24 protein-coding genes are annotated in these 26,017 nt (G+C 70.9%); 14 read left to right on the top strand and 10 right to left on the bottom strand.

All coding sequences use genetic code 11. The annotated features are described in order from the left end of the window. Positions 1–38: 38 nt before the first annotated feature. Positions 39–1,697, bottom strand: coding sequence for an MFS transporter (locus ACH492_RS17640; protein ID WP_398987494.1), 1,659 nt, complete (start codon positions 1,695–1,697; stop codon positions 39–41). Between the two features lie 159 nt (positions 1,698–1,856). Between ACH492_RS17640 and panB the strand changes: the two genes are divergently transcribed. The 4 genes from panB to ACH492_RS17620 all read left to right on the top strand — a co-directional run bounded on the left by panB (position 1,857) and on the right by ACH492_RS17620 (position 5,238). Beyond that, on the top strand, positions 1,857–2,717 hold the full coding sequence (panB, locus tag ACH492_RS17635; RefSeq protein ID WP_398987492.1) for a 3-methyl-2-oxobutanoate hydroxymethyltransferase: 861 nt from the start codon (positions 1,857–1,859) through the stop codon (positions 2,715–2,717). 153 nt (positions 2,718–2,870) lie between these two features. Continuing rightward, a complete protein-coding gene (locus ACH492_RS17630) occupies positions 2,871–3,236 on the top strand; it encodes a cupin domain-containing protein (protein WP_398987490.1) in 366 nt (121 codons plus the stop codon). A gap of 176 nt (positions 3,237–3,412) precedes the next feature. Then, the gene (locus ACH492_RS17625; protein ID WP_398987488.1) at positions 3,413–4,414 is read left to right on the top strand and encodes an ATP-binding cassette domain-containing protein; all 1,002 of its coding nucleotides are present in this window, start codon (positions 3,413–3,415) and stop codon (positions 4,412–4,414) included. Continuing rightward, positions 4,411–5,238, top strand: a complete 828-nt coding sequence (locus ACH492_RS17620) for an ABC transporter permease (RefSeq protein ID WP_398987486.1) — start codon at positions 4,411–4,413, stop codon at positions 5,236–5,238. The genes ACH492_RS17625 and ACH492_RS17620 overlap by 4 nt, the downstream gene beginning before the upstream one ends. Positions 5,239–5,259: 21 nt before the next feature. Here the strand turns inward: ACH492_RS17620 and ACH492_RS17615 are convergent, their stop codons facing one another. Further along, positions 5,260–8,694 carry an AfsR/SARP family transcriptional regulator gene (locus tag ACH492_RS17615; RefSeq protein ID WP_398987484.1) on the bottom strand — a complete coding sequence of 1,145 codons (3,435 nt, stop codon included), beginning with the start codon at positions 8,692–8,694 and terminating at the stop codon, positions 5,260–5,262. A 184-nt stretch (positions 8,695–8,878) separates the two neighbouring features. On the opposite strand from ACH492_RS17615, the gene ACH492_RS17610 reads away from it, so the two are divergent. Next, positions 8,879–9,685 carry a site-2 protease family protein gene (locus tag ACH492_RS17610; protein ID WP_398987481.1) on the top strand — a complete coding sequence of 269 codons (807 nt, stop codon included), beginning with the start codon at positions 8,879–8,881 and terminating at the stop codon, positions 9,683–9,685. Here the strand turns inward: ACH492_RS17610 and ACH492_RS17605 are convergent. Together ACH492_RS17605 and npdG are read right to left on the bottom strand one after the other, a co-directional pair. Next, positions 9,675–9,845 (bottom strand): hypothetical protein, encoded by a 171-nt coding sequence (locus ACH492_RS17605; protein ID WP_398987480.1) that lies wholly within the window; start codon positions 9,843–9,845, stop codon positions 9,675–9,677. The two genes, ACH492_RS17610 and ACH492_RS17605, sit on opposite strands and share 11 nt — an antisense overlap. An 89-nt stretch (positions 9,846–9,934) precedes the next feature. Continuing rightward, positions 9,935–10,648 carry an NADPH-dependent F420 reductase gene (npdG, locus tag ACH492_RS17600; protein WP_398987479.1) on the bottom strand — a complete coding sequence of 238 codons (714 nt, stop codon included), beginning with the start codon at positions 10,646–10,648 and terminating at the stop codon, positions 9,935–9,937. Positions 10,649–10,742: 94 nt separating this feature from the next. Here npdG and ACH492_RS17595 point away from each other — a divergent pair, with 94 nt between their 5' ends. Continuing rightward, positions 10,743–11,348 carry a hypothetical protein gene (locus tag ACH492_RS17595; protein WP_398987477.1) on the top strand — a complete coding sequence of 202 codons (606 nt, stop codon included), beginning with the start codon at positions 10,743–10,745 and terminating at the stop codon, positions 11,346–11,348. A gap of 64 nt (positions 11,349–11,412) precedes the next feature. Continuing rightward, complete coding sequence (locus ACH492_RS17590) at positions 11,413–12,696, top strand: MFS transporter (protein ID WP_398988342.1); 1,284 nt, start codon at positions 11,413–11,415, stop codon at positions 12,694–12,696. Positions 12,697–13,190: 494 nt separating this feature from the next. On the opposite strand, the gene ACH492_RS17585 is transcribed toward ACH492_RS17590, so the two are convergent. Then, positions 13,191–13,424, bottom strand: a complete 234-nt coding sequence (locus ACH492_RS17585) for a hypothetical protein (protein WP_398987475.1) — start codon at positions 13,422–13,424, stop codon at positions 13,191–13,193. Between the two features lie 58 nt (positions 13,425–13,482). Here ACH492_RS17585 and map point away from each other — a divergent pair, with 58 nt between their 5' ends. Both map and ACH492_RS17575 read left to right on the top strand, forming a co-directional pair. After that, positions 13,483–14,340, top strand: coding sequence for a type I methionyl aminopeptidase (map, locus tag ACH492_RS17580; RefSeq protein WP_398987473.1), 858 nt, complete (start codon positions 13,483–13,485; stop codon positions 14,338–14,340). A gap of 143 nt (positions 14,341–14,483) precedes the next feature. Further along, the gene (locus ACH492_RS17575; RefSeq protein WP_398987471.1) at positions 14,484–15,134 is read left to right on the top strand and encodes a heme oxygenase (biliverdin-producing); all 651 of its coding nucleotides are present in this window, start codon (positions 14,484–14,486) and stop codon (positions 15,132–15,134) included. Here the strand turns inward: ACH492_RS17575 and ACH492_RS17570 are convergent. Beyond that, positions 15,124–15,828 carry a PhzF family phenazine biosynthesis protein gene (locus tag ACH492_RS17570; RefSeq protein WP_398987469.1) on the bottom strand — a complete coding sequence of 235 codons (705 nt, stop codon included), beginning with the start codon at positions 15,826–15,828 and terminating at the stop codon, positions 15,124–15,126. The genes ACH492_RS17575 and ACH492_RS17570 overlap by 11 nt on opposite strands. A gap of 223 nt (positions 15,829–16,051) precedes the next feature. Here ACH492_RS17570 and efeO point away from each other — a divergent pair, with 223 nt between their 5' ends. The 4 genes from efeO (at position 16,052) to ACH492_RS17550 (ending at position 20,395) form a co-directional block, all read left to right on the top strand. Beyond that, entirely contained in the window at positions 16,052–17,194 is a 1,143-nt protein-coding gene (gene efeO / locus ACH492_RS17565) for an iron uptake system protein EfeO (RefSeq protein ID WP_398987467.1), read from the top strand. 94 nt (positions 17,195–17,288) lie between these two features. Further along, positions 17,289–18,533 (top strand): iron uptake transporter deferrochelatase/peroxidase subunit, encoded by a 1,245-nt coding sequence (gene efeB / locus ACH492_RS17560; protein WP_398988340.1) that lies wholly within the window; start codon positions 17,289–17,291, stop codon positions 18,531–18,533. Between the two features lie 25 nt (positions 18,534–18,558). Further along, positions 18,559–19,527 carry an iron uptake transporter permease EfeU gene (efeU, locus tag ACH492_RS17555; RefSeq protein WP_398987465.1) on the top strand — a complete coding sequence of 323 codons (969 nt, stop codon included), beginning with the start codon at positions 18,559–18,561 and terminating at the stop codon, positions 19,525–19,527. Further along, positions 19,445–20,395, top strand: a complete 951-nt coding sequence (locus tag ACH492_RS17550) for a hypothetical protein (RefSeq protein ID WP_398987463.1) — start codon at positions 19,445–19,447, stop codon at positions 20,393–20,395. Before efeU ends, ACH492_RS17550 begins: the two co-directional genes overlap by 83 nt. Before the next feature lie 196 nt (positions 20,396–20,591). Here ACH492_RS17550 and ACH492_RS17545 read toward each other — a convergent pair whose 3' ends face one another. From ACH492_RS17545 to ACH492_RS17535, 3 genes are all read right to left on the bottom strand, one after another. Beyond that, a complete protein-coding gene (locus ACH492_RS17545; protein WP_398987461.1) occupies positions 20,592–21,344 on the bottom strand; it encodes a bifunctional DNA primase/polymerase in 753 nt (250 codons plus the stop codon). 91 nt (positions 21,345–21,435) lie between these two features. Further along, on the bottom strand, positions 21,436–22,041 hold the full coding sequence (locus ACH492_RS17540) for a TetR/AcrR family transcriptional regulator (protein ID WP_398987459.1): 606 nt from the start codon (positions 22,039–22,041) through the stop codon (positions 21,436–21,438). Between the two features lie 61 nt (positions 22,042–22,102). Further along, the gene (locus ACH492_RS17535; RefSeq protein ID WP_398987457.1) at positions 22,103–23,107 is read right to left on the bottom strand and encodes a small ribosomal subunit Rsm22 family protein; all 1,005 of its coding nucleotides are present in this window, start codon (positions 23,105–23,107) and stop codon (positions 22,103–22,105) included. Positions 23,108–23,235: 128 nt separating this feature from the next. On the opposite strand from ACH492_RS17535, the gene ACH492_RS17530 reads away from it, so the two are divergent. Then, positions 23,236–24,567: a hypothetical protein gene (locus ACH492_RS17530; protein ID WP_398987455.1), complete on the top strand. Its 1,332-nt coding sequence runs from the start codon at positions 23,236–23,238 to the stop codon at positions 24,565–24,567. 55 nt (positions 24,568–24,622) lie between these two features. On the opposite strand, the gene ACH492_RS17525 is transcribed toward ACH492_RS17530, so the two are convergent. Next, positions 24,623–26,005, bottom strand: coding sequence for a multidrug effflux MFS transporter (locus ACH492_RS17525; RefSeq protein WP_398987452.1), 1,383 nt, complete (start codon positions 26,003–26,005; stop codon positions 24,623–24,625). Between the last annotated feature and the right edge of the window lie 12 nt (positions 26,006–26,017).

Below are 26,017 nucleotides of genomic sequence, written 5' to 3'. Positions count from 1 at the left end.
GGTCCTTCACCGGCACGTCCGGTCCGCCTCTCGCCTCGTCATCGCCGGCAATTCTCGCCGACGGGCCCCTGGCCACCGGGCAGCACCTGCTCCGGCCCGCGTTCGGCGCTCTTCAGCTCCGGCCCGGGGTCCGGCTCCGGCTCCGGCTCCTTCTTCCGGCCGTCCGGCATGAAGAAAGCCACCACCAGCGCGCCGATCAGCGCCACACCCGCCGATACCAGCGCCGTCAGATGCATCGCGTGCAAGAACGCCTCGTTCGCCGGGACGATCAGCGCCCTGCCCGCCTGGCCGAGTCTCTCCGCGGCCGCGAGCGTCGCCTCGATCGATTCACCCGCGGCCTGCCGGGCACCGCTGGGGACCGCTGAGAGGTGCCCCTCGATCGCACCCCGGTACTGCGTGGACAGCAGCGAACCGAGCACCGCGACACCCAGTGCCCCACCGACCTGGCGGAAGGTGTTGCTGACCGCCGAGCCGGACCCCGCCTTCTCGCGGGGCAGCGACTGCATCACCGAGACCGTCACCGGGGGCGTGATGAGCGCCATCGCCGTGCCCTGCACGAAGAGGACCGTTTCGATCACCCACAGCGGGGTCGAGGCATCGAACATCACGAAAGCCCCCAGCACCATGGCGACCAGCAGCATGCCGACCGTGCACACCGTCCGCGCCCCGAACCGGTCGACGATCAGCCGCGCGCGCAGCGAGACGACCATCTGCGCCACGGCCAGCGGCAGGATGAGCAGGCCCGCTTCCAGCGCGTCGTAGCCGCGCACGCTCTGCAGATAGAACGCGGAGAAGAAGGTCACGCCCGTCAGCGCGAAGAAGACCAGCGCGATCGCGGCGACCGCCGCCGCGAAGGCGGGCCTCTTGAAGTACGTGATGTCGATGGCCGGATGGTCGCTGCGCCTCTCGTGGAGTACGAAGCAGACGAGTACCACCAGACCGCCCAGCATCGGCAGCAGCACGGACGGCGTCGAGAAGTCCGCCAGCTCGCCGCCGCGGATGATTCCGTACACCAGCAGGATCAGCCCGATGACGGACAGCGCTACGCCGAGCGGGTCCATACGCCCCGGGTCCGGGTCCCTGGAGTCCGGCAGGAGCAGCGCCATCGCGATCAGCGCGACGACCACGACCGGCACGTTGACCAGGAAGATCGAGCCCCACCAGAAGTGCTCGATGAGCAGCCCGCCGGTGATCGGGCCGATGGCCATGCCGACGCCGACGCTGCCCGCCCAGATGCCGATGGCCCTGGGCTGCTCCTGGCGCTCGAACACGTCCATCAGTACGGCGAGGGTCGCCGGCATCACGAAGGCCCCGCCCAAACCCATCACCGCGCGGTACGCGATCAGCTCGCCGGGCGAGCCGGAGAACGCCGCGAGGGCCGAGCCCACGCCGAAGACCGCGACGCCGAAGAACAGCGCCTTCTTGCGGCCGAAACGGTCGCCGAACAGGCCCGCGGTGAACAGCAGCCCCGCGAAGACGAGCGTGTAGGAGTTGATCGCCCACTCCAGCTCGCTCTGGGTCGCGCCGATGCCCGTGGGCTCGGGGCTGGCGATCGTCCTGACCGCCACATTCAGGATCGAGTTGTCCAGTACGACGATGAGCAGGCTGAACATCAGGACGGTGAGGATCACCCAGCGCCGCCGGTGGACGGCCTCGGGTATGCGGGGAGGGGCAGGTGGGCCGGACGGAGTCGACATGATCCCCTGCCTAGCCTAATTTCGATACGAGACCGTCTCGTATCGGACACTCTACCCAACGTACGGGTCCCCTTCCGCCGGAGCGGCACGAGGTGCCACCATGGGGGTGATCCGGGGACGCCGTGAGGGCGCCTCGAGATGACGAAGGAGCCGTTAGCCATGACGCTTCAGGCTGCCCAGAAGCCCACCGACAGCAGCAAGGCGCTGTACGGCGGCAAGGGCACTCGCCGTATCACCGTCCACGACATCGCCGCCGCCAAGGAGCGCGGCGAGAAGTGGCCGATGCTCACCGCATACGACGCGATGACCGCGTCCGTCTTCGACGAGGCCGGCATCCCGGTCATGCTCGTCGGCGACTCCATGGGCAACGTCCATCTCGGCTACGAGACCACCGTGCCGGTCACGATGGACGAGATGACGCTGCTGTCCGCCGCCGTCGTACGGGGCACCAGGCGGGCCCTCATCGTCGGCGACCTTCCCTTCGGCTCGTACCAGGAAGGCCCCGTCCAGGCCCTTCGCAGCGCCACCCGGCTGGTCAAGGACGCGGGCGTCGGCGCGGTCAAGCTGGAGGGCGGCGAGCGCTCGCTCGGACAGACCGAACTGCTCGTCCAGGCAGGCATCCCGGTCATGTCGCACCTCGGCCTGACCCCGCAGTCCGTCAACACCATGGGCTACCGCGTCCAGGGCCGCAGCGACGAGGCCGCCCACCGGCTGGTCCGCGACGCCAAGGCGGCGCAGGACGCGGGCGCGTTCGCCGTCGTCCTGGAGCTCGTCCCGGCCGAGGTCGCCGCCGAGATCACCCGCAGCCTGCACATCCCGACCATCGGCATCGGCGCGGGACCCGACACAGACGCCCAGGTCCTCGTCTGGACCGACATGGCGGGCATGACGGGCGGCAAGGTGCCGCGCTTCACCAAGCAGTACGCCAACCTGCGCCAGACGCTCGGCGACGCCGCGAAGGCCTTCGCCGACGACGTCGTCGGCGGTGCGTTCCCGCAGGAGGAGCACACCTTCCACTGAGCACCACCCACCGGCCACCCCCGGCACAGACGACAGCCCGCCGACATCCCCCATCGGCGGGCTGTCGGCGTGCGGGAGACCTCCCGGGGGCCGCGGCGTAGCCTGGAATTGACACTCGGGGCCGCCCCTCTCTCCGCCGGGAGGCGGATGACCATGACCGGAATCGTTTCCAGGAACTTCGACTCGGCCGATGAAACCCGGCCCTTCGAGGACGGCAAGGGGAAGCTCGCCCTTCTCAACACCGACCAAGGTGCGGTTGGCAGGGCCGTGTTCGAGCCGGGCTGGCAGTGGTCCAAGCACGTCAAGCCCCTTGCGGGCACCGAGAGTTGTGAGGCCGCTCACGTCGGATACGTCATCAGCGGGCAGATGAAGATCGTCATGAACGACGGCGAGTCCGTGGACACGGGACCCGGCGACTTCATCTCCGTCGCGCCCGGCCATGACGCGTGGGTGGTGGGGGACGAGCCGTGCGTCGTGCTCGACTGGGCCGGCTTCGGGGACTACGCCAGGCCCGCGTAGTACTGCCCTCCGCGTAGCTTCACGGGGTCTGACCTGCCCCTCCCCCGTTGCAGGTGCGGCTGTCAGCGGCTTGTCGGCGTCTGTCAGTGATCTGTCAGTGATCTGTCGGTGATCTGTAGGCGGTCTGTCGGTGATCTGTAGGCGGTCTGTCGGTGGCTGCTGGAACCGTGTACGGCATGACGCGAATCGACAACAACGCCGTCGAGGTACGAGGCCTCGTAAAGCATTACGGCGAGACGAAGGCGCTGGACGGGGTGGACCTGGACGTGCGCGAGGGCACGGTCGTCGGTGTCCTCGGCCCCAACGGCGCCGGCAAGACCACACTCGTACGCTGCCTCTCCACCCTCGTCGTCCCGGACGCCGGCCATGCCGTCGTCGCCGGCTACGACGTGGTGAGGCAGCCGCGGCAGCTGCGCCGCACCATCGGCCTCACCGGGCAGTACGCCTCGGTCGACGAGAAGCTGTCCGGCTGGGAGAACCTCTACATGATCGGGCGGCTGCTCGACCTGTCGCGCAGGGACGCCCGCCGCCGCGCCGACGAGATGCTGGAACGCTTCTCGCTCACCGAGGCCGCGAAGCGGCCCGCAATGCAGTACTCCGGCGGCATGCGGCGGCGGCTCGACCTGGCCGCCTCGATGATAGGCAGCCCGGCGGTGCTCTTTCTGGACGAGCCGACGACGGGCCTGGACCCGCGGACCCGTAACGAGGTCTGGGACGAGGTGCGACGGATGGTCGCGGACGGGGCGACCGTCCTGCTCACCACCCAGTACATGGAGGAGGCCGAGCAGCTGGCGAGCGAGCTCACGGTCATCGACCGCGGGCGGGTCATCGCCAACGGCCGGGTGGACGAGCTCAAGGCGAAGGTCGGCGGCCGCGCCCTGCAGATACGGCCCAGCGATCCGGCGCAGCTGTCCGCGATGGCGGCGGCGGTCGCCGACGCCGGCCTGGACGGGCTCGCGGGGGCGCATGCCGCCCCGGACGAGGGACTGCTGTACGTGCCGATCCTCAGCGACGAGCAACTGACCGCGGTGGTCGGCCTGCTGGGCGCCCGCGGATTCGGCATCGCGCACATCGGCACCCATCTGCCCAGCCTGGACGAGGTGTTCCTGGCGATCACCGGCGAGAAGACCCTGTCGTCGGAGATCTCCGACGCGATTCCCGAGGAGGTCGCGGCATGAGCGCGGCAACGGTCAACGCTGCGCCGGCCAAGGCGCTTCCCGGCGAGGGCCGGATCGGCCTGCGGGCAAATGTGCGGCACATCGGCGCGCTGGTGCGCCGCAACGCCCTGCAGATCAAGCAGGATCCGGAGTCGATGTTCGACGTCCTGCTGATGCCGGTCATCTTCACGCTGCTGTTCGTGTACGTCTTCGGCGGCGCGATCTCCGGCAAGGGCAACCAGCAGGAGTACGTGAACTATGTGATCCCCGGCCTGATGGCGATGATGGGCATGAACATCGCCATGGCCGTCGGCACCGGCGTCAACGACGACTTCAAGAAGGGCGTGATGGACCGCTTCCGGTCCATGCCGATCGCCCGGTCCTCCGTCCTCATCGCGAAGATCGTGGTCGAGATCGGCCGGATGCTGGTCGCCACCACCATCCTGCTCGCCATGGGCTTCCTGCTCGGCCTGCAGATCCACACCTCGGTCCTCGGACTGGCCGCGGCCGTCGGCCTGTCCATGGCCTTCGGCGCGTCGCTGATGTGGATCTTCATTCTGCTCGGTCTCACCATGAAGACGGCCCAGGCCGTCCAGGGGACGGCCATGCTCGTACTGATGCCGTTGCAGTTCGGGTCGTCGATCTTCGCCCCGCCGACCACGATGCCCGGCTGGCTGCAGAGCTTCACCGACTACAACCCGCTCTCCAACCTCGCGGACGCGGCACGGAATCTGATCAACGGCGGACCGGTCGCCGAATCCGTATGGATGACGCTCGGCTGGGCTGCGGTCATCACGGCGGTGACGGCGCCGCTCGCGGTCGCCAAGTTCCGTAAGAAGACCTGATCCTGAGGCAGGGTCACTCGGTCACACCAGGGCGGTGGCCTCATCGAGAGTGAGGCCGCCGCCCTCGGCGTACGCGGCCTCGTAGGCTGCCTCGCCGAGCACTGCGCGCACCGCGGACTCGGAAACGGCTCTGTTGTCCCGCTCGTACCGGGGCGCGAAGTGGCCGGGCGGCAGCAGGGCGTCGGACGCGCCGAGCAGCCGGGCCGCGTCCCGCGCGCGCTCCGGGCGGCCCCGGGCCAGCGCCCCTGCGGCAGTCACCAGGTACACGGAGGGCATCTGCGGGGCGACCATCCGGGTCAGCGGATCCTGCGCCTTGGCCAGTGCGGTACGCACCCGGTCCAGTGACAACTCGTAGTGGCCGTCGAGGAAGTCCAGCCAGCCGAGGAAGCCGATCACCATGCCCTCGAAGATCGCGAAGGTGTTGGACCTGAACTGCTCGCGCAGTACCTCGATCTCGGCGCGCGCCTCCTGGCTGCGGCCGGTGCGGCCCAGCCACAGGGCGAGCAGCAGCCGGGCGATGGCCGTCGACTCGTTCGCCACGCTCGGGCTCGTGGCCAGCACCTCGCGGATGAGCGCCTCGCCGCGCTCGCCCTCGCCCGTCTCCATCAGGTTGCCGCCGAGGCGGGTGCTCAGCACGGCCGTCTGGGCCTGGGCCCCGATCTGCTCCGCGTATCCGATGGCGGCCGTGAAGTCCTCGGCGGCGAGCAGGTATTCACCGCGCCGCTCATGCGCCTCGCCGCGCGCGGACAGGGCCTCGGCCGCGCCCCAGGCGTCGCCGAGCCGGGTGAAGATTTCCAGCGCCTCGTTGGCGTCGGTGGCCGCGTCGCCGGCCCACTCACTGCGGTTGGCGAGGACGTTGGCCCGCGCCTGGAGGGATGCGGCGAGCTCCCATTCGTATCCGTATGCGCGGCAGGCGTCGACGGTCGCCTTCAGGAACTCCTTGAGCTGCTCCGTGTCCCCGGTGATCACGACGGCGAAGAAACAGAACGACCCCGGGGGCCGGCAGGTCTGCGGCAGCCCGGGCCGATAGACCTGGGTGATCCTGCGCAGCCGCTCCAGCCTCTGAGGCGAGGCCCACTCTTCGATGACGTAGTCCATGAAGATCATCCGCATCAGCGCCGCGCCACGCCTGGCCTCCTGCAGCAGCTCGGGCGACATGGGCGGCGGCGCGTCCGTGACACGCTCGAAGACCGGCGGCGCGGGCTCGGCGGGCGGCGCGAACGGGTCGGGGCCGAGATCGCCCGCGGCGGTGGTCCAGTGCCTGGCTTCGGTGCGCAGATCCTTCATCTGCCAGTACCAGGCCAGCGAGAGGACGAGGTGGAGTGCCTCCTGCTCGTCGCGGGCGGCGACGGCGCGGCGGAGCGCGGTACGCAGATTCTCGTACTCCAACTGCAGCAGATCGACGGCGGCGCGCTGGCCGGGGCCGCGCAGGAGGGGGTCGGTGGTGCGGGCCAACTCCCGGTAGTGGAGGAGGTGCTGCCGCTCGACGGCGGTGCGCTCTGCGGCCTCGTCGAGCCGCTCGGCCGCGTACTCGCCGACCGTTTCGAGGAGGCGGTAGCGCATCTGCCCGTCGGGCGCCGGGGCGGCGACGACGAGGGACTTGTCGATGAGCGAGCCGAGCGCGTCGGCGACGTCCAGACTGCCGCGGTCCTCGCCGGCGTCCGCGCAGACCGCCTCGGCGGCGGGGAGGTCGCAGCCGCCCGCGAAGACGGACAGCCGCCGCAGGACAGCGCGTTCGGCGTCGTCGAGCAGGTCCCAGGACCAGTCGACGACGGCACGCAGTGTCTGCTGGCGCGGCAGTACGGTACGGCTTCCGCTGGTCAGCAGGCGGAAGCGGTCGTCGAGACGGTCGGCGATCTGGCGTGGGGTGAGCATCCGGAGGCGAGCGGCGGCGAGTTCGATCGCGAGCGGCAGTCCGTCGAGGCGGTGGCAGATCTCGGCGGACGCGGCGGCGGTGACCTCGTCGGCGTCGATACGGAAACCGGGCCGGGCGGCGGCGCCGCGGTCGGCGAGCAGCTTCAGCGCCATCGGGTCGGGCAGCGGGTCTACCGGGCGCACCAACTCGCCCGGCACGCCCAGCGGTTCCCGGCTGGTCGCCAGCACTGTGACGTCCGGGCAACTCTCCAGCAGCCGCTCGGCGAGCGTGGCGGCGGCGCCGACGACATGCTCGCAGTTGTCGAGGAGCAGCAGCATGCGACGGCGTGAGCAGTGCTCGGCCAGTCGTACGAGGGGGTCGTCGCTGTGCCGCTCGGCGGCCCGCAGCTCCTCGGCGCCGGCGCCGCGCAGCACGGTCTCGCGGGCGCCGAGCGCGGTGAGGACGGCCTCGGGCACGGTCTCGGGGTCGTCCACCGGCGCGAGTTCGGCCAGCCAGACGCCGTCGGGCCAGGGGTTCTCCCGCTCCCCCGCCCCGTCGACGGCCCGCTCGGCGGCCTCCTGCGACAACCGGGTCTTCCCGGCCCCGCCGGGGCCGAGCAGGGTGACGAGCCGGGCGCGGCGGAGGTCGCCGTGGATGGCGTGGATGTCGGCGTCGCGCCCGACGAAGGAGGTGAGCCGTGCACGCAGGTTGCCGGGAACGTCCCCGGAGCTCCGCCCCGGACCCCGCGCCTCAATCGCCGGCGGGGCTGAAAATTCAGCCCGTGGGGGTCCCCCCGAACGAAGTCTGGGGGAGATTGAGGACACACGCCCGAAGGGCGTACGGGGTTCGGGGCGGAGCCCCGATTCGGGAAGGGGCGGGGTGGGGGAAAGCAACTCCGCGTGCAGCGCGCGCAGTTCCGGGCCCGGGTCCGTGCCCAGGCGCGCAGCGAGGTCGCGGCGGACGGCCTCATACGCGGTCAGCGCCTCCGCCGTACGCCCCGCGTCCCGCAACGCCCGCAGCCGCAGCACCTGCAGCCGCTCGTCCATCGGGTGCTCCTCGCACAGCGCGGCGAGCTCCGGCAGCGCCTCTTCCGCCCGGCCGAGCGCCAGCGCCGCCGCGAGGCGCACGCGGCGGGCGTCCAGCCGGCGGGCCTCCCAGCGCGCGGCCTCGGCCGTACGGTCGGGCAGATCGGCCAGCACCGGCCCCTGCCACAGCGCGAGCGCGTCGTCCAAAAGCGCCGCCGCCTTCACCGCGTCGCCCTCCTCCAGCGCCCGCGCCCCCTCCACCGCGCGCCGGTCGAAACGGTGCAGGTCCACTTCGTCGCCGTCGGCACACAGCCGGTAACCACCGCCGTCCGCCGACGCCACCGCCGCATGCCCCAGCGCCCGCCGCAGCCGCCCGACGAGCGCCTGCACCGCGCCCACCGCGTCCGCCGGCGGATCGCCTGCCCACACCTCGTCGACGAGGACGCCGACCGGGACCGTACGCCCCGGCCGCAGCGCCAGTACCGCCAGCAGCGCGCGCAGCCGCGCACCGCCGAGCGCGACGGGCGTGCCGTCGTCGTGGAGAGCCTGAGTGGTGCCGAGTACCCGATAGTGCACCCGCCCATTGTCACCGGTAAGGAACCGGACCCGCGCAGCAATAACCGGCGGGAACCAGGGCAGCAGGAACCTCGCGGCATCCGTGGGACGTTCACCCCACGTCACCGGTACGGTCGATCCGCACGTCCCTCCCCCTTGGCCCTGGCGGGCGTGGGGGAACCCCCAGCCTTCAGGAGCCGCACCCATGACCACCGCCACAAGCCGCCACAGCGACCGGAGGATCAGCCCGGTCTTCCTCGGAATCGTGGCCGTGATGGCGGTGACCGGCTGGGCGGTGTGGACGGACTTCGCGGCAAGCCCGGGGATCGCCGTGTTTCTGTTCGTCACCTCGGCGTGGATCGTCTCGCTCTGTCTGCACGAGTACGCGCACGCCCGCACCGCACTGCACAGCGGCGACATCTCGATTGGCACCAAGGGGTACTTGACGCTCAATCCCCTCGTCTACACCCATGCGATGCTCAGCATCGTGCTGCCCGTGCTGTTCGTGATCCTGGGGGGCATCGGTCTGCCGGGCGGCGCGGTCTTCATCGAGCGCGGCCGCATCACGGGGCGCTGGAAGCACAGCCTGATCTCGGCGGCGGGGCCCCTGACGAATCTGCTGTTCGCGGTCGTGTGCACCGCGCCGTTCTGGCTGGACGCGCTGGACGGGGTGCCGTGGGTGTTCCGGTTCGCGCTCGCGTTCCTCGCACTGCTCCAGATCACGGCCGCGATTCTGAACTCCCTGCCGGTGCCGGGCCTTGACGGCTACGGCATGATCGAGCCCTGGCTCTCGTACAAGATCCGCCGCCAGGTCGAGCCGTACGCACCGTTCGGGCTGCTGGCCGTCTTCGGCATCCTGTTCATCCCCGAGGTGAACCTCGCGTTCTTCAGCGTGATCGACGCGGTGCTGAGCGGGCTCGGCGTGCATGAGGACTACAGCTACTGCGGCCAGGACTTCTACCAGTTCTGGAGCGACCGGAACCCCGGCTGTGAGGCGGTCGTCAGCCGGTAGTGGTCTTCGCCCGGCGCAGGTAGTACCAGGTCATGTTGGAGGCCAGCCCCGCGAGCAATACCCAGACGATGCCGAGCCAGCTGCCCTGCGCGAAGGAGATCACGGCCGCGACGACGGCGAGGGTGCAGAGGATCAGGGAGTAGAGAGCGAGGCGGGGCATGGGGTACGGCTCCTGTCGGGTGTGGTACGTCCCGCCCAGTGTCCCCCATGCCCCGTCGGCGGCCGCACCGCGTACACATAGGTGACGCGCTACACGTCGGTGACGCGCAGACCCGCGTGCGCCTTGTAGCGGCGGTTCACCGAGATCAGATTGGCGACCAGCGACTCGACCTGGTGGGCGCCACGCAGCCGGCCTGCGAAGACTCCGCGCATGCCGGGGATGCGGCCCGCCAGCGCCTGCACGATGTCGGTGTCCGCACGCGCCTCGCCCAGCACCATCACATCGGTGTCGATCTCCTCGATCGAGGCGTCCTGCAGCAGCACGGCGGAGAGGTGGTGGAAGGCGGCGGTCACCCGCGAGTCGGGCAGCAGGGCGGCGGCCTGCTCGGCGGCGCTGCCCTCCTCCGGCTTGAGTGCGTACGCGCCCTTCTTGTCGAAGCCGAGCGGGTTGACGCAGTCGACGACGAGCTTGCCCGCGAGCTCCTTCTGCAGCGTTTCGAGGGTCTTGGCGTGCCCGTCCCACGGCACGGCCACGATCACCACGTCGCTGCGCCGCGCGCACTCCGCGTTGTCGGCGCCCTCGATGCCGAGACCCAGCTCGGCAGCCGCGGTCTCGGCACGCTCCACGGCCCGGGATCCGATGATCACCTTCTGCCCGGCCCTGGCCAGCCGGTACGCGAGCCCGCGGCCCTGGTCACCGGTGCCGCCGAGGACGCCGACGACCAGGCCGGACACGTCGGGGAGGTCCCAGGGATCCTTGGCCGGGGCCTTCGGCGCGGTGCCTGCACTGTCAGTAGAAGTCATGCGCCTGACCTTACTTCCTGGTATCGGCACCCGAACGGGTGAGCTGCTCGCAACCCGCCCCGCCCGGCGCGACTGTGGTGCAGGATGCGGGGCCATGGATGCGGTACGCGTCGCGCTGCTGCGCGAAGTGCTGGCCGGCACGGGCTGGCCCGCGGCGACCAGGCGGTTCGCGGGGGTGCTGCGGTCGTCCGTCGTGCCCCAGGGCGGCGGGCTGCTGCTGGTGGGGACCGAGGAGTACGAGCCGTGGCATCTGGCCGCGCATCTCGTGGACGAGGCGGCCTGGTCCGGGCAGCCGGAGCTGACACCGACGCTCGTACGACACCGGGTGCGGCCCGGCGACCCTGCGCAGCTGGCGGTCGGCCTCGGCAGGCTGGAGGCGGCGCGGCGGGGCGAGACCCTGCTGGTGGTGGCACCGGAGCGGCCGGACGCGGGGCTGCTCGAGCGGGTGCACGACGCGCGGCGGGCCGGGGCGACGGTGCTGGCGCTGGACGGCGGGGACCCGGAAGTGCACGGTCTGGCGCACGAGGCGCTGACGGTGGCGGAGCGGGCGGACGAGGTGGACATCGACACCGTGCAGCATCTGGTCAGCGCGGCGGCCGGGGAGAACAGCCTGCCGGTGGCGCGGGGACGGCGGAGGTTCCGGGACCGGCTGTCACGCCTCGCGGACCAGCTCACCTCGCCCCCACCGGCGCGCTGGTAGCCCCCCGCCAGGCCGGTAAATCGGTTGCTCGGGCCACGACAGGCACGGAGCATGCTTTGTGACCATGGCCTCCAAGCTCTCCGCGATCCTGCCCGACCTGTCGCCCTGGCGTTCGTCCCGCGACTTCCGGCTGCTGTGGATCCAGGGCCTGGTCACCTACTTCGGCAGCTTCATGGCGATGGTCGCGCTGCCGCTCCAGATCAAGGACCTCACCGGATCCCCGCTCGCGGTCGGAGTGATGGGCGCGGTGGAGCTTGTGCCGCTGGTGGTCTTCGGCCTGTACGGCGGGGCGCTGGCCGACGCGGTCGACCGCCGCAAGCTGATCCTCGGTACCGAGGCGGGCCTTTGTCTGCTGGCCGTGATCCTGCTGGTGAACGCGCTGCTCCCGGACCCGATGCTGTGGCCGCTGTACGTGGTCGCGGCCGGGGTCTCCGCGCTGGTCGGCATGCAGCGCCCGGCACTGGACTCGCTGATGGCCCGCATCGTCCCGCACGACCAGCTCACGGCGGCGGCCGCGCTCAACGCGCTGCGCTGGCAGCTGGGCGCGATCGTGGGGCCGGCGCTGGCGGGTCTGGTGGTGGCGTACGCGGGTCATGCGCCGGCGTACGCGATCACGGTCGCCGGCTTCGTCGCGTCCGTGCTGCTGTGCCTGCGTCTGGCTCCGGCCCCGCCGGCGCACGACGCGGAGAAGCCGTCGCTGCGGGGCATCGCGGAGGGGGCGCGTTACGCCTGGTCCCGTCCGGTGCTTCTGGGGACGTACGCGATCGACCTGGCCGCGATGTTCTTCGCCTTCCCGAACACGATCTTCCCGTTCCTCGCGGACGACCTGGACGCGGAGTGGGCGCTGGGCCTGATGTACGCGGCGGGCTCGGTCGGCTCGGTACTGCTCAGCCTGACCAGCGGCTGGACGTCCCGGGTGCGGCGGCACGGCCTGTTCGTGGTCTTCGGCGCGGCGGGCTGGGGCGTGGCGATCGCGGCGGCGGGCTGGTTCTCGAACGTCTGGCTGGTGCTGCTGTGCCTGGCGTTCGCGGGCGCGGGCGACATGCTGAGCGGCCTGGGCCGCTCGACGATCTGGAACCAGACGATCCCGGAGGAACTACGCGGCCGCCTGGCGGGCATCGAGGTGCTCTCGTACAGCGTCGGCCCACAGCTGGGCCAGGTCCGCGCGGGCGCACTGGCGGGCTGGACGGGCACGCGCCCGGCGATCTGGAGCGGGGGTGTGGCGTGCGTGGCATCGGTGGGGCTGCTGGCGGCGGCGCTGCCGAAGCTGCTGACGTACGACGCGGAGACGGACGAGGACGCGGTGCGGAGGCGTGCGCAGCGGGAGGAGATGGCGGAGCGGGCCTGACCGCCCGCGGCGGGCCTTCCTGAACCGGGGGCAAGCCCCCAGACCCCAGTACCCCGGTACGCCCTTCGGGCGTTGTCCTCTGATCTCCCCCAGACTTCGTCCGGGGGGGACCCCCACGGGCTGGATTTTCCAGCCCCGCGGGCGTTTGAGGCGCGGGGTCTGGGGCGGAGCCCCGGCTTTCAGCCCCGCCGACGATTGAGGCGCGGGGGGTCCGGGACGGAACCCCCGCTCTCAGCCACGCCGACAACTCAGACGCGGGGGCCGGGGCGGAACCCCCGCTCTCAGCCCCGCCGACAACTGAGACGCGGGGGGTCTGCGGCGGAGCCCGCGCTTCCAGCCCCGCCGACGATTGAGGCGCGGGGTCCGGGACGGAACCCCCGCTCTCAGCCCCGCCGGCGACTCAGACGCGGGTTCTGGCGCGAAGCCCCAGTTCGGGAAGGGGCGGGGTGCGGGGAAAGCGCCGCAGGCCACCCGCAGCACGGACCTCGTACCCGTTACGCGGGGTCGTCGTCGGCCGGCCGGCCGGCGTCATGCCACCGCGGATCGTTCTCCCACTCCAGGTTCCGCTCCCGCGCCGTCTCCATCGCGTGTTCCGCCTCCTCGCGCGACGCGTACGGACCGAAGCGGTTCTTCGCCGGGCACTCCGGGCCCTCTTCGACCTTCTTGTGCTCGAGGCAGTAGTACCACTCGCCCGGCTTTCCGGCCGTGCGCTTCTTGAACAGGGCCATCGTCGGCTCCTTCCTCTGGAGCCATGCTGCCCCATGGCCCCTGGTTAGACTCGCTGTCATGTCTGGCCAGTCGCTGCTCGTCCCAGGGGAGCTCTCTCCCATCCGCTCCGTCCCCGGAGCCATCCCGCGCCCCGAGTACGTCGGGAAGCCCGCGCCCACCCCGTACACCGGGCCGGAGGTCCAGGACTCCGACACCGTGGAGCGGATGCGCATCGCGGGTCGCATCGCCGCGCAGGCGATGGCGGAGGCCGCCAAGCACATTTCGCCCGGGGTGACCACCGACGAACTCGACCGGGTCGCGCACGAGTTCATGTGCGACCACGGCGCGTACCCCTCCACCCTCGGCTACCGCGGCTTCCCCAAGTCCCTGTGCTCCTCGCTCAACGAGGTCATCTGTCACGGAATCCCGGACTCCACGGTCCTGCGCGACGGCGACATCGTGAACCTCGACGTCACCGCGTACATCAACGGCGTCCACGGCGACAACAACGCCACCTACCTCTGCGGCGACGTCGACGAGGAGTCGCGGCTGCTGGTGGAGCGGACCCGGGAGTCCCTCAACCGCGCCATCAAGGCCGTCAAGCCCGGCCGCCAGGTCAATGTCATCGGCCGGGTCATCGAGTCGTACGCCAAGCGCTTCGGCTACGGCGTGGTCCGCGACTTCACCGGGCACGGGATCAACTCGTCGTTCCACTCCGGGCTGATCATCCCGCACTACGACGCCGCGCACGCGACCACTGTGATGCAGCCGGGTATGACCTTCACGATCGAGCCGATGCTCACGCTCGGCACGCATGAGTACGACATGTGGGACGACGGCTGGACCGTGGTGACGAAGGACCGGAGGCGGACCGCGCAGTTCGAGCACACGCTGGTGGTGACGGAGAGCGGGGCCGAGATTCTCACGTTGCCCTGACCGTCAAAAGGGGTAGCGTTTTTACCGACAGGCCGTCGGGAACACATTGACTTAGGTAAGCCTAAGTAGGAAGATCGGTGCTGGCAACCGTGAGTGCCGTCGCCGCTTCCTTTCCCGTCCCCATCGGTCCCAGGAGGCCCGCCTTGGACACGTCCTTCTCGACACTCATCCGTGTTGCCTCGCACGAGCAGCACACCGAGGCGGAGACGTCGACCTTCATGAGCGATCTGCTCGGCGGCCGGCTCGGTGTGGCGGCGTACGCGCGCTACACCGAGCAGCTGTGGTTCGTGTACCGGGCGCTGGAGGAGGCCGCGGGGTCGCTGAAGGACGACCCGGTGGCCGGGCCGTTCATCCGGCCGGAGCTGATGCGCACCGCCGAGCTGGAGCGCGACCTCGCGCATCTGCGCGGTGCGGACTGGCGCGAGGGGCTCGCGCCGCTGCCCGCGACCGCCGCGTACGCCGCACGGATCGCCGAGTGCGCGCGCAGCTGGCCCGCGGGGTATGTGGCGCACCACTACACCCGCTACCTCGGGGACCTCTCCGGCGGCCAGATCATCCGCGACAAGGCCGAGCGGACGTGGGGCTTCGCACGCAACGGCGACGGGGTGCGGTTCTACGTATTCGAGCAGATCCCGAACCCGGCGGCGTTCAAGCGGGGCTACCGCGAGCTGCTGGACGCGGTGAACGCGGACGACCTGGAGAAGAAGCGGATCGTCGACGAGTGCAAGCGGGCGTTCGAGTACAACGGGGCGGTGTTCCGGGAGCTGGGGGCGGAGTTCCGGCTCAGCGCGTAGCAGATACGGGAAGGGGGACGGGGGCCGCGAAGCGTACGCGGCCGCCGATCTCGATGGTGCCGTCGGGGCCGGGGGCAGTCAGGATCTGCGACCCCCTGCCCTGAGTGATGTTCAGGGCCCGCCCCAGCTCGGCGGTGAGCAGCAGCGCGGCGGCGCCGGTCGCCTCGTCCTCGACGATGCCGTCGTCGCGCCGCGGGAAGGCGCGGGCACGTACGCGTCCGGCGGCCTCGTCCTGCCAGGCCCAGGCGTAGAGCGAGCCCTCCCCGGACGGCGGCGCGGGCAGCGCGTCGACTTCGGCCGGGGATGCGTACCGCTCCAGTCGTTGCGGCGGCGCCCACTCGGCGCGCGCGGTGATCCAGGTGAACTCCCCGTCCTGCCGGGCCCACACCTCGTCCGCGACAGGGGTCTCCCCGCCGAAGGCAGGGGAAGGGTTGACCGCCTCCAGATCCAGCAGCCAGGCGGCGCCGACGAGGGGGTCCCCGGCGAAGGGAAGCCGGAGGCCGGGGGTGTGGATGTCGACGACGCCGCGCTCGGCGTCGTCGACGAAGACGGTCTCACTGAACCCGAGTTGGGCGGCGAGGGCCTGCCGGGACGCCGTGTCGGGGCATGTGCGGCCGTCGCGTACGACTCCGAGCGTGTTCCCGTGCCGGCCGTCGGGGCCGCAGAAGACACTCAGTACGTCCAGTTCACTCACCCCGGCATTCAAGCATCAACGAGGCCCGGCCCGCGGCGCCCCCGGCCATCGGCCGAAGAGGACAACTTGACGTTCGTTCGACCTTGCCGTGACGGTGCCGTGCCCGAGGCCCGGATTTGAGAGCTACATCACTGGACCCGTGGGCATTGGTGAGGTAAGCCTCGGTTAAGTTAGGTCCGCCTCACCCCCCGTACCCCCGGTACTCGTCCTTTGTGGAGCCCGTATGCGAGCCGTCCGTCTGTCCGTCGTCACCGCCGCCGCAACCGCCGCTGCCCTGACCGCCGTTACGGGCTGCGCCGACAAGAGCGACGCCAAGGGCGGCGACGGTGGCATCAGCGTGACGGCGAAGGACGACTCCTGCGAGGTGTCGAAGAAGGAGTTCCCGGCCGGCCATGTCGAGCTGGCCATCGAGAACAAGGGCTCCAAGGTCACCGAGGTCTACATCCTCTTCCCCGACGACCGCATCGTCTCCGAGCGCGAGAACATCGGCCCCGGCACGAAGCAGAAGCTCACCGCCGAGGTGAAGGCCGGTTCGTACGAGATCGCCTGCAAGCCCGGCATGAAGGGCGACGGCATCCGCCAGCAAGTCACCGCCACCGGCGGCGGCAAGGTCGCCAAGCGCAGCCCGCAGATGGACGCAGCCGTCGCCGCGTACCGCAAGTACGTGCAGACGCAGGCCGACGAGACGCTGCCCAAGGCGAAGGTCTTCGCGGACGCCGTGAAGGCCGGCGACATCGAGGCCGCCAAGAAGGCGTACGCCGACTCCCGCATCGGCTGGGAGCGCACCGAGCCGGTCGCCGAGTCCTTCGGCGACATCGACCCGAAGGTCGACCTGCGCGAGGACGGCCTGGAGAAGGGCCAGAAGTGGACCGGCTGGCACACCCTCGAGAAGGCGCTGTGGCAGACCAAGAAGATCGGCCCGGCGGAGAAGGCCCTCGCCGACACCCTCATCAATGACCTGACTGTCTGGCAGAAGAAGGTCGGCACGGCCGAGATCACCCCGACCTCCATGGCCAACGGTGCCAAGGAGCTGCTCGACGAGGTCGCCACCGGCAAGGTCACCGGTGAGGAGGAGCGCTACAGCCACACCGACCTCGTCGACTTCAAGGCGAACGTCGAGGGTGCGCAGAAGTCGCACGAGCTGCTCAAGCCGGTCGCGTCGAAGAACGACCCGAAGCTTGTGGCCGAGCTGGACAAGCAGTTCGCGGCGCTGAACAAGCTGCTCGACAAGTACCGCAAGGACACCACCTCGTACGAGTTCACGTCGTACGACAAGGTCGGCAATGCGGAGCGCAAGGAGCTCAGCGACGCGGTCAACGCGCTCGCCGAGCCGCTGTCCAAGCTCGCCGCCGCGGTTGTGAAGTAGAGGGGGCCACCTCATGTCCGAGAAGACCGCAAACGTGCGCGAAGAGACCACAAGCACGTCCGAGGAGACCGGCAGGTCCGAGGAGACCGGCGCCATGGCCGAGGAGACCGGCGGCAAGGCTCCGTCCCGTCGTTCGCTGCTCGGCTGGGGCGGTGCGGGCCTCGCGCTCGGCGCCGCCGCGGCCGGCGGCGCGGCGCTCGCCGTCGGCCGCGAGGACACGGCAGTGCCCGCGGCCACGAGCGGCGCGGCCGTCCCCTTCCACGGCGCGCACCAGGCGGGCATCGCCACCGCCGTCCAGGACCGGCTGCACTTCGCGTCCTTCGACGTGAAGACGAAGGACCGCGCCGAGCTGATCCAGTTGCTCAAGGACTGGACGCGGGCGGCCGAGCGTATGACGGCCGGACAGGCCGTCGGCGAGGGCGCGTTCGGCGGTCTCGCGGAGGCCCCGCCGAACGACACCGGCGAGGCGCTCGGCCTCAAGCCGTCCCGGCTCACGCTGACCATCGGCTTCGGCCCGTCCCTGTTCGCCAAGGGCCGCTTCGGCCTTGAGGGCAAGCGCCCGGCGGCCCTGGAGGAGCTGCCCAAGTTCGCCGGCGACAACCTCGATCCGGCGCGCAGCGACGGCGACTTGTGCGTGCAGGCCTGCGCGGACGATCCGCAGGTCGCGGTGCACGCGATCCGCAACCTCGCCCGCATCGGCTTCGGCAAGGTCGTGGTCCGCTGGTCGCAGCTGGGCTTCGGCAAGACCTCGTCGACGACGCCCGAGGCGCAGACCCCGCGCAACATGATGGGCTTCAAGGACGGCACCCGGAACATTGCGGGTACGGACACGGCTGCGCTCGACAAGCATGTCTGGGTGTCCGAGAAGGACGGTGCGGGCTGGCTGACAGGGGGCTCGTATCTCGTGGCGCGCCGGATCCGGATGAACGTCGAGACCTGGGACCGCACTCCGCTCAGCGAGCAGGAGGACATCTTCGGGCGGGACAAGGGCGAGGGCGCGCCGGTCGGCAAGGCCAAGGAACGCGACGAGCCGTTCCTCAAGGCGATGCTGCCGAACGCACATGTCCGTCTCGCGCACCCGGACTCCAACGGCGGCGCAAGGATGCTGCGCCGCGGCTACTCGTTCACGGACGGCACGGACGGTCTGGGCCGCCTGGACGCGGGGCTGTTCTTCCTCGCGTACCAGCGCGACGTCGACAAGGGCTTCGTCCCGGTGCAGCGCTCCCTCGCCGCCGACGACCTCAACGAGTACATCCAGCACGTGGGTTCGGCGCTGTTCGCCGTTCCGCCGGGAGTCCGGGACAAGGACGACTGGTGGGGCCGGGCGCTGTTCTCCTGACCCGCCCGCACGGAAAGGACCCGACGTGTTCGGCAACTATCTCATCGGCCTGCGCGAGGGCCTCGAAGCCAGCCTGGTCGTCTGCATCCTCATCGCGTATCTGGTCAAGACCGGGCGACGGGACGCGCTGCGTCCGATCTGGACCGGCATCGGGGTCGCCGTCGCGATCTCGCTCGGGTTCGGCTTCGCGCTCGAATACGGCTCTCAGGAGCTGACGTTCGAGGCGCAGGAGCTGCTCGGCGGCTCACTGTCGATCCTCGCGGTATGCCTGGTGACCTGGATGGTCTTCTGGATGCGGCGCACGGCGCGGCATCTTAAGTCCGAGCTGCGCGACAAGCTGGACGCCGCGCTGGAGATGGGTACGGGCGCGCTCGTCGCGACCGCCTTCCTGGCGGTGGGGCGCGAGGGCCTGGAGACGGCGCTGTTCGTCTGGGCGTCGGTCCGGGCGGCCACCGACGAGAGCCACAGCACGCAGGCGCCGCTGATCGGCGTCCTGCTCGGCATCGCCACCGCGATCGTGCTGGGCTGGCTGTTCTACCGGGGCGCGCTGCGGATCAACCTGGCCAAGTTCTTCACCTGGACCGGCGGCATGCTGGTCGTCGTGGCGGCCGGGGTGCTGGCGTACGGCGTCCACGACCTCCAGGAGGCCCGCTTCCTGGGCGGTCTGGCGGACAAGGCCTTCAACATCAGCACGACGATCCCGCCGGACACCTGGTACGGCACACTGCTGAAGGGCGTCTTCAACTTCCAGCCCGACCCGACCGTCCTCCAGGTCACGGTGTGGGCGCTGTATCTGGTCCCGACGCTCGGGCTGTTCCTGGCCCCGGTAGGGTTCGGACGGTCAGTGGGGGTCAAGGAGCAGAAGGCAACCGATGAGAAGGCTGAGTCGGGCGGCGACAGGGCTCGCGGCGATGACGGTGCTGTGCCTGACGGCGAGCGGGTGCGTGACGGTGCACGGGGAGCGGGAGGTCGTACCGTCGGCGACGAAGTCTGAGGCCGCGCAGGCGCTCAAGGACTTCACCGACGCGTACAACAAGGCTGACAAGGCCTACGATCCGGCCCTGGACGCGGCCCATGTCACCGGTGCGCTCGGCGCGATCAACCAGGCCGGTCTCAAGGCGCGCAGCGTCAACTACCCGGACGGCAACCCGCAGCATGTGCCGCTGGAGCTGACGGACGCGAAGTTCACCATTCCGAAGAAGGCGGGCTGGCCGCGGTTCTTCCTCGCGGACGTCGACTCCAACCGGGATCAGGACAAGGGCGCTCTGGACAACCGCTGGGTGCTGGTCTTCGTGCGCAACGGCGCGGACCAGTTGTGGCAGGCGGCGTATCTGACGATCCTGTCCCCCGGCCGGATACCTGCCCTGAAGACCGACAAGGACGGCTGGGCCGAGCCGGTCGCGCCGGACAGCGCCGCGCTGGCGGTCGCCCCGCGCGATCTGAGCGAGGAGTACTCCTCGTACATGCAGAACGGCAAGCCGGAACACTTCAAGGACGGTCCGCACACCTCGGGCTGGCGCGCGTCCCGCAAGAAGGACTCGAACCTGCCGGGGATGTCCACGCAGTACATCGACCAGCCGCTGGACTCCGACGACTTCGCGCCGCTCGGCCTTGTCACCGAGGACGGCAACGCGCTGGTCTTCTTCGCCGTGCGCAACTACGAGCGGCAGACCGCCGCGAAGGGTGTACGGCTGAAGGTCCACCCGGATGTGAAGGCGCTGCTGACGGGCGAGGTGAAGTCCACGGTCACCAAGGAGCGGGTCTCCAGCCAGGCGGTGACGGTGCCGACGGGCGGCGTGGACAGCGGGGAGGTCGATGTGCTGGGCCGGCTGACGGGGCTTACGGCGGCGAAGGGGTCGTAGCGGCACGCGAGTTGAACGCGCGTGCCGTAACCGAACTGGGGGCAGGTCCCCAGACCCGTACGCCCTTCGGGCGTTGTCCTCAATCTCCCCCAGACTTCGTCCGGGGGGACCCCCAACGGGCTTGATATGCCCGAACATCAGCCCCGCCGGCGATTGAGGCGCGGGGTCCGGGGCAGAGCCCCGGTCAAGAAAAGGCCTAGCGGCCCAGCGGCCACGCCACCTCGTGCCGGTCCAGGCCCTCCACCCCGCCCGCCCATTTCGCGCACGCGTCCGTCAGCGTCTCCAGCAGCGTCAGCGGATCCGGCAGCGGATACTCAAGCCCGCGCACCCAGGCCACCTCGAGCTCACCGGGCAACCGCGCCGGCGGTACGAGGACATAGCTGCCTCGGCAGTGCCAGCGCAGTCCCGGATGCTCGTCCATCGTCTCGGGGTGGCAGTCCAGCTCGCAGGGCCACCACTCGTCCTCGTCCTCGGGAGTGCCGCGCGTGGCGGTGAAGAACAGCATCCGGTCGCTGCCGGACTCGGCGACGGGGCCGACCTCGATGCCCCGTTCCAGCAGCCGGGCAAGCGCGCTGCGGCCGGCTTCCAGGGGGACGTCGAGTACGTCGTGGACCATGCCGGTCGCGGTGATGAAGTTCGCCTGCGGCTGGCCCGTGGCCCAGCGCTCGATCTGGGCGGGGTCGGTCGTGGACTGCGTCTGCCAGGCGAAGGAGACGGGGTGCCTGCCGGGCGTGGGACAGCCGATGCGCTCACAGGAACATCGGTAGGAGACGGGGTGCGCGGCGGGCGCGAGCGGCAGTCCCGCGGCGGCGGCAGCCAGCAGCAGAGTCTCGCGGCGGGAGTCGTCGGCGTCGGTGTTCTTGGGGCGTCGGCGCAGCCACTGGGGCAGCCGGCTCTCCCGGGACAACCTGTTCTCCGTGCCGCGGTAGCGGCCGATACCGTCGCCCATCTATCCCCTCACACCTCACGCTCGCCCTGGCGGACTCTGCCATCGTCCCACCTTCCCGGGCGCGGGGTGGCCGCACCCCCCGATCCGGTAATCAGGACCGTGGTGCGAGGCCGTTCAGTGCGTACTCGACGATCGCGTCCGCGTAGTCGTGGGTGAGCGGGAGCGTACGCAGCAGCCAGCGGTGGGTGAGCGGTCCGGTGAACAGTTCCAGGGCGATACGGAGGTCGATGTCGGCGCGTACTCCCCCGGTGTCCTGGGCGGCGCGCAGCCGCTTCACGTACAGCTGGAGCTGCGGTTCGAGCAGCTTCTGGACGAACTGCGCGGCGAGTTCGGGGTTGACCACGCTCTCGGCGGCGAGCGCACGCGAAGGGCCGTCGTAGGCAGGGCTGTTCAGCTCGTCGACCGTGGCCCGCAGCACCAGCTTGAGGTCGGCTTCGAGGTCGCCGGTGTCGGGGATCTCACTCTCGCCCTCGGACGCCTGCTCGGCGAGGTCGAGGAAGGCCTCGAGCAGGACGGCGGCCTTCGAGGGCCACCAGCGGTAGATCGTCTGCTTGCCGACGCCGGCGCGGGCGGCGATGCCCTCGATGGTGGTCTTGGCGTAGCCGACCTCGCCGACGAGGGCGAGGGCGGCGTCGTAGATGGCGCGGCGGGAGCGCTCGCTGCGCCGGCTGGAGTCGGGGGCCTTGGTCTCGGTCATTACGTCAATCTATCAACAGAATAAGCCGAGACGTATCGTCTCGTAGGTGATAAGTCGCCGGTCAGCCGCCGGAGGCGTCCCGCGGCCACGCGTCGCCCCATTCCGTGTCCCGTGCCGCCTTGTACAGCGGGCCGTGGCGCTTGGCCACCGTTTCGCGGCGGAGTTCCTGCGGCTTTGTACACAGGTCGAGCAGGACCAGGCCCTTGCGGATCTGGGGCTTGCGGGTAACCCGGGCGGGGGCCGGTGTGGCCGGGAAGCGGACCGCCGCGACATAGCTGAACTTCTCGTCCTCGTACGGCAGTGAGCCGCCCTTCACCTGGCGGTGCAGCGAGGAGCGGCTGACCCGGGCCGCGAAGTGGCACCAGTCCGAGCCGGGCTCGATGGGGCAGGCGGCGCTGTGCGGGCAGGGCGCGGCGACCGTCAGGCCCGCCTCGATCAGGCGGTCGCGGGCCTCGATCACGCGGGCGTAGCCGTCGGGGGTGCCGGGTTCGACGATCACAACGGCCTGGGCGGCGCGGGCCGCCTCCCTGACGACGGCCGCGCGGTCCTTGGCGGTGAGCTCCTTGAGGACGTACGACACAGTGACGAGGTCAGTGCTCTCGATACGGAGCGCCGCGCTGATCCGCGCTCGCTGCCACTGGGCCGCGCGCAGCGCGGGCACCCCCGATGCGACGGCCAGTTCACGGCCCAGCGCCAGCGCGGGCTCGGCCCAGTCCAGCACGGTCGTGCGCGGGGCGTCCTCCTCCCAGGCCTCCGCGACCGCCCAGCTCGCCGCGCCCGTCCCGCCGCCGATGTCCGTGTGCGTGGCCGGGGCCCACTCGGGGGCCGCGGCCCGCAGAGCGGCGAGCGAGGACCGTACCGCCTCGAAGGTCGCGGGCATCCGGTACGCGGCGTACGCGGCGACATCGGAGCGGTCCCGCAGCACGGGCGCGTCGGTCGGGGTGGTCCCCCGATAGTTGGCGATCAGCCGCTCGACGGCCTGCGCCGCCTGCGTGGGCGGCAGGTCGGCCAGCTGCGCGGCCAGGGCGCTGCGCAGGACTTCCGCGGTGGGGTGGGTGGCGTTCACCGACAAATTCTAGGCACGGAACCGGGACGGGACAGCGACGGAATCGAACTCCTGGCGGGGCGACGGCTGTTGCTACGCTGACGGCCCTCGCCGCACACGGAACGTGGCGCACCGCTCACGGGGGGACCATGAGACAGAGGGTCGTGCGCGTGTCCCTGGTGGCCGGGGTGCTCGTGCTGGCGCTGCTCCTCCTGCTGAGCATGTGCGGCGGCGAGGGCGGCCGGGCCGCCGACGACAAGCCCCGCGAGCCTGCCCGGCACAGCGCGGCGCCCCTGACCCGGCTCACCGTCCCGTCCGCGTACGACACCTCGCAGGGCTGGGAGATCTCCCACGCGGAGATCTTCAACGCGCCCCCGCGGTACGCGATCGCGCAGGACAGCGGCCGCATCGGCTATCTGGAGCGGGTCGACGACGAACGGTTCCGGCTGCGCACCCTGAACGCCGCGACCGGCAGGCCCGGCTGGACGGGACCGCCCTGGCATCCGCCCGAGTCCGCCGACCAGTTCCCGCGCCTGCTGTCCGTCGCCAAGGACGGCCGCGAGTACTTCGTGACCTGGTCGTACGGCAAGGCGGGCGAGGACGCGCTGACGACGGCGGACACCTTCGTCGCGCTCGATCTGTACGACGTCGCGGACGGCACCCGGCAGCGGGTCGAGGTCCCGTGGCCCGCCGCGCCGACCGTCTCCGGCATCGGCCCCGGCGTCCTCATCAGCGACGGCCGCACCAGGAGCGCGGTCGTCGACCCGGTCTCGGGCGAGGTCACGCAGGTGCCGGAGACCGCTCTCGGCCATCCCAGAGGCTGTACGGGCTGCCGCCGCCTCACCGAGGTCCGCGGGGTCACCGACAAGGGCCTGCTGCTGAGCGGCGACCCGGGCTTCTGGGTCCGCGGCGGCTGGTACAGCCGGAACGTGGCCCCGGCCCGCACCGACCCCGCGTCCGGCGTTCCGACCTCGGTCGCCCCCGGCTATGTACTGGCCAAGTGGCAGCCCGCGAAGGGCAGCAGGGACGCCGGTACGTACGACATCTGGGCGGTGCACGACACGGCCGCCGGAAAGCCGCTGGTGCAGGTGCGCTGCCACAAGCCCGCGATCGAGCCGGGCGAGTATCCGCAGGCGGTGCTCGCGCCCGAGGGCAACTATCTGGTCGCCGGGAATCTGGCCTTCGACCTGGAGCAGCGCAAGGCGTACTGCTTCGAGCAGTCGGATGGATCGAAGCCGCTGACCCTGACGACGGTGACCGACTCCGGCACGGCGTACGGAGCGACGAGCGCTCGCAGCCCGGCGGACGCGCTGGCCGGCGGCGGCGCCCCGATCGAGCTGGATCTGGCCACCGCGGTGCCCCAGGCGCTGGGCCCCAATGTGCGGCTGCCGGGCGCGGAGACCGCGGGGGTGGGGATCTTCAGCTGGACGGACACGAAGGACCGGCTGCATCTGATCGGTTACCCGCGCCGCGAGCGGTAGCCGGGACCCGTAAGAGGTCCGTGAGAGGCCCGAGAGGGGCCCCTGAGAGCCCGTGTCAGAGAGCCTCGGCGCGCCGCTGCCAGGGACGGCACAGCCCGATGAAGCAGCCCATCGCGGCCAGCGCGCAGGTCAGTTGGACCACTGCCATCGGGACGGCCGTTGCCTCGCCCGCGATCCCGACGAGCGGTGAGGCGACCGCCCCGATGAGGAACGAGGACGTGCCGATCAGCGCGGACGCGGAGCCCGCGGCGTGCGGGGTGCGCATCAGGGCCAGGGCGTTGGTGTTCGGCATGGCCAGACCCATCGCGGACATCAGCACGAAGAGACCGGCAGCGACCGGAAGCAGGCCCACCTTCCCGAACACCCCCGCCGTCATCAGCAGCAGCGCGGTCGCGGCCAGCGTGATCACGCCGAGCCCGAAGGCGAGCGCCTTGTCCAGACTGACCCGGCCCACCAGCACCTTGCCGTTGATCTGGCCGACGGCGATCAGACCGATGGAGTTGACCCCGAAGAGCAGGCTGAAGGTCTGTGGCGATGCGCCATAGATCTCCTGGACGACGAACGGCGACGCGGAGATGTACGCGAAGAGCGCGGCGAAGGAGAGCCCGCCGGTGAGCGTGTAGCCGGTGAAGACCCGGTCGGACAGCAGTCCGCGCATGGTGCGCAGGGCCCCGCCGACGCCGCCGCTGTGCCGCTTCTCCCGCGGCAGCGTCTCGTGCAGCCACTTCGCCACCACGAGCGTGAGCACGATGCCGACGCCGGTGAGAACGACGAAGATGCCGCGCCAGTCGGTGATCCGCAGCACCTGTCCGCCGATCAGCGGCGCGATGATCGGCGCGACGCCGGAGATGAGCATCAGCGTGGAGAAGAACCGGGCCATCTCCACGCCGTCGTACAGATCACGGACCACGGCCCGCGCGATGACGATGCCGGCCGCGCCCGCGAGTCCCTGCAGCAGCCGGAAGCCGATCAGCAGCTCGGCGGTGGGGGCCAGCGCGCAGATCGCGGTGGCGGCGACGTACACGATCATGCCGATGAGCAGCGGGCGGCGACGTCCCCATCGGTCGCTCATCGGGCCGACGACGAGCTGGCCGAGCGCCATGCCCGCCAGGCACGCGGTCAGCGTGAGCTGGACGGTCGCGGCGGGCGAGCCGAGCGACTTGGTGACCGCGGGCAGCGCCGGGAGGTACATGTCCATGGAGAGCGGCGGCAGGGCGGTGAGGCCGCCCAGGACGAGGGTGACCAAAAAGCCGACGCGGCGCGCCGCCGCCAAAGGTGCCGGGTCGGCGGCTGCCAAAGGTGCTGGGTCGGCCGCCGCCAGGGGTGCCGGGTCGGCCGCCGCAACAGGTGCGGGGCCTGCCGACGTCACGAGAGCCGGGTCATCGGCGGCTGGTATGTGTCCTTCTGTGCTGGTCTGGCCGCTGTCCGGCTTCGGCATTGCGTCTCCATG

It is taken from the genome of Streptomyces sp. NPDC019443, from assembly GCF_044389785.1.
Taxonomy (GTDB): domain Bacteria; phylum Actinomycetota; class Actinomycetes; order Streptomycetales; family Streptomycetaceae; genus Streptomyces.
The sequence above is the reverse complement of the archived record's forward strand: the minus strand, read 5'-3'. Positions and strand labels throughout refer to the sequence as shown.

What these genes read in the sequence shown, in the direction of transcription:
- map (WP_398987473.1), top strand. Translation starts at nt 13,483, where the DNA reads ATGTCTGGCCAGTCGCTGCTCGTCCCAGGGGAGCTCTCTCCCATCCGC.
- ACH492_RS17595 (WP_398987477.1), top strand. Translation starts at nt 10,743, where the DNA reads ATGGATGCGGTACGCGTCGCGCTGCTGCGCGAAGTGCTGGCCGGCACG.
- ACH492_RS17610 (WP_398987481.1), top strand. Translation starts at nt 8,879, where the DNA reads ATGACCACCGCCACAAGCCGCCACAGCGACCGGAGGATCAGCCCGGTC.
- ACH492_RS17525 (WP_398987452.1), bottom strand. Translation starts at nt 26,005, where the DNA reads ATGCCGAAGCCGGACAGCGGCCAGACCAGCACAGAAGGACACATACCA.
- npdG (WP_398987479.1), bottom strand. Translation starts at nt 10,648, where the DNA reads ATGACTTCTACTGACAGTGCAGGCACCGCGCCGAAGGCCCCGGCCAAG.
- ACH492_RS17620 (WP_398987486.1), top strand. Translation starts at nt 4,411, where the DNA reads ATGAGCGCGGCAACGGTCAACGCTGCGCCGGCCAAGGCGCTTCCCGGC.
- ACH492_RS17640 (WP_398987494.1), bottom strand. Translation starts at nt 1,697, where the DNA reads ATGTCGACTCCGTCCGGCCCACCTGCCCCTCCCCGCATACCCGAGGCC.
- ACH492_RS17545 (WP_398987461.1), bottom strand. Translation starts at nt 21,344, where the DNA reads ATGGGCGACGGTATCGGCCGCTACCGCGGCACGGAGAACAGGTTGTCC.
- efeB (WP_398988340.1), top strand. Translation starts at nt 17,289, where the DNA reads ATGGCCGAGGAGACCGGCGGCAAGGCTCCGTCCCGTCGTTCGCTGCTC.
- ACH492_RS17530 (WP_398987455.1), top strand. Translation starts at nt 23,236, where the DNA reads ATGAGACAGAGGGTCGTGCGCGTGTCCCTGGTGGCCGGGGTGCTCGTG.
- ACH492_RS17625 (WP_398987488.1), top strand. Translation starts at nt 3,413, where the DNA reads ATGACGCGAATCGACAACAACGCCGTCGAGGTACGAGGCCTCGTAAAG.
- panB (WP_398987492.1), top strand. Translation starts at nt 1,857, where the DNA reads ATGACGCTTCAGGCTGCCCAGAAGCCCACCGACAGCAGCAAGGCGCTG.
- ACH492_RS17550 (WP_398987463.1), top strand. Translation starts at nt 19,445, where the DNA reads ATGACGGTGCTGTGCCTGACGGCGAGCGGGTGCGTGACGGTGCACGGG.
- ACH492_RS17630 (WP_398987490.1), top strand. Translation starts at nt 2,871, where the DNA reads ATGACCGGAATCGTTTCCAGGAACTTCGACTCGGCCGATGAAACCCGG.
- ACH492_RS17540 (WP_398987459.1), bottom strand. Translation starts at nt 22,041, where the DNA reads ATGACCGAGACCAAGGCCCCCGACTCCAGCCGGCGCAGCGAGCGCTCC.
- ACH492_RS17590 (WP_398988342.1), top strand. Translation starts at nt 11,413, where the DNA reads ATGGCCTCCAAGCTCTCCGCGATCCTGCCCGACCTGTCGCCCTGGCGT.
- ACH492_RS17585 (WP_398987475.1), bottom strand. Translation starts at nt 13,424, where the DNA reads ATGGCCCTGTTCAAGAAGCGCACGGCCGGAAAGCCGGGCGAGTGGTAC.
- efeO (WP_398987467.1), top strand. Translation starts at nt 16,052, where the DNA reads ATGCGAGCCGTCCGTCTGTCCGTCGTCACCGCCGCCGCAACCGCCGCT.
- ACH492_RS17605 (WP_398987480.1), bottom strand. Translation starts at nt 9,845, where the DNA reads ATGCCCCGCCTCGCTCTCTACTCCCTGATCCTCTGCACCCTCGCCGTC.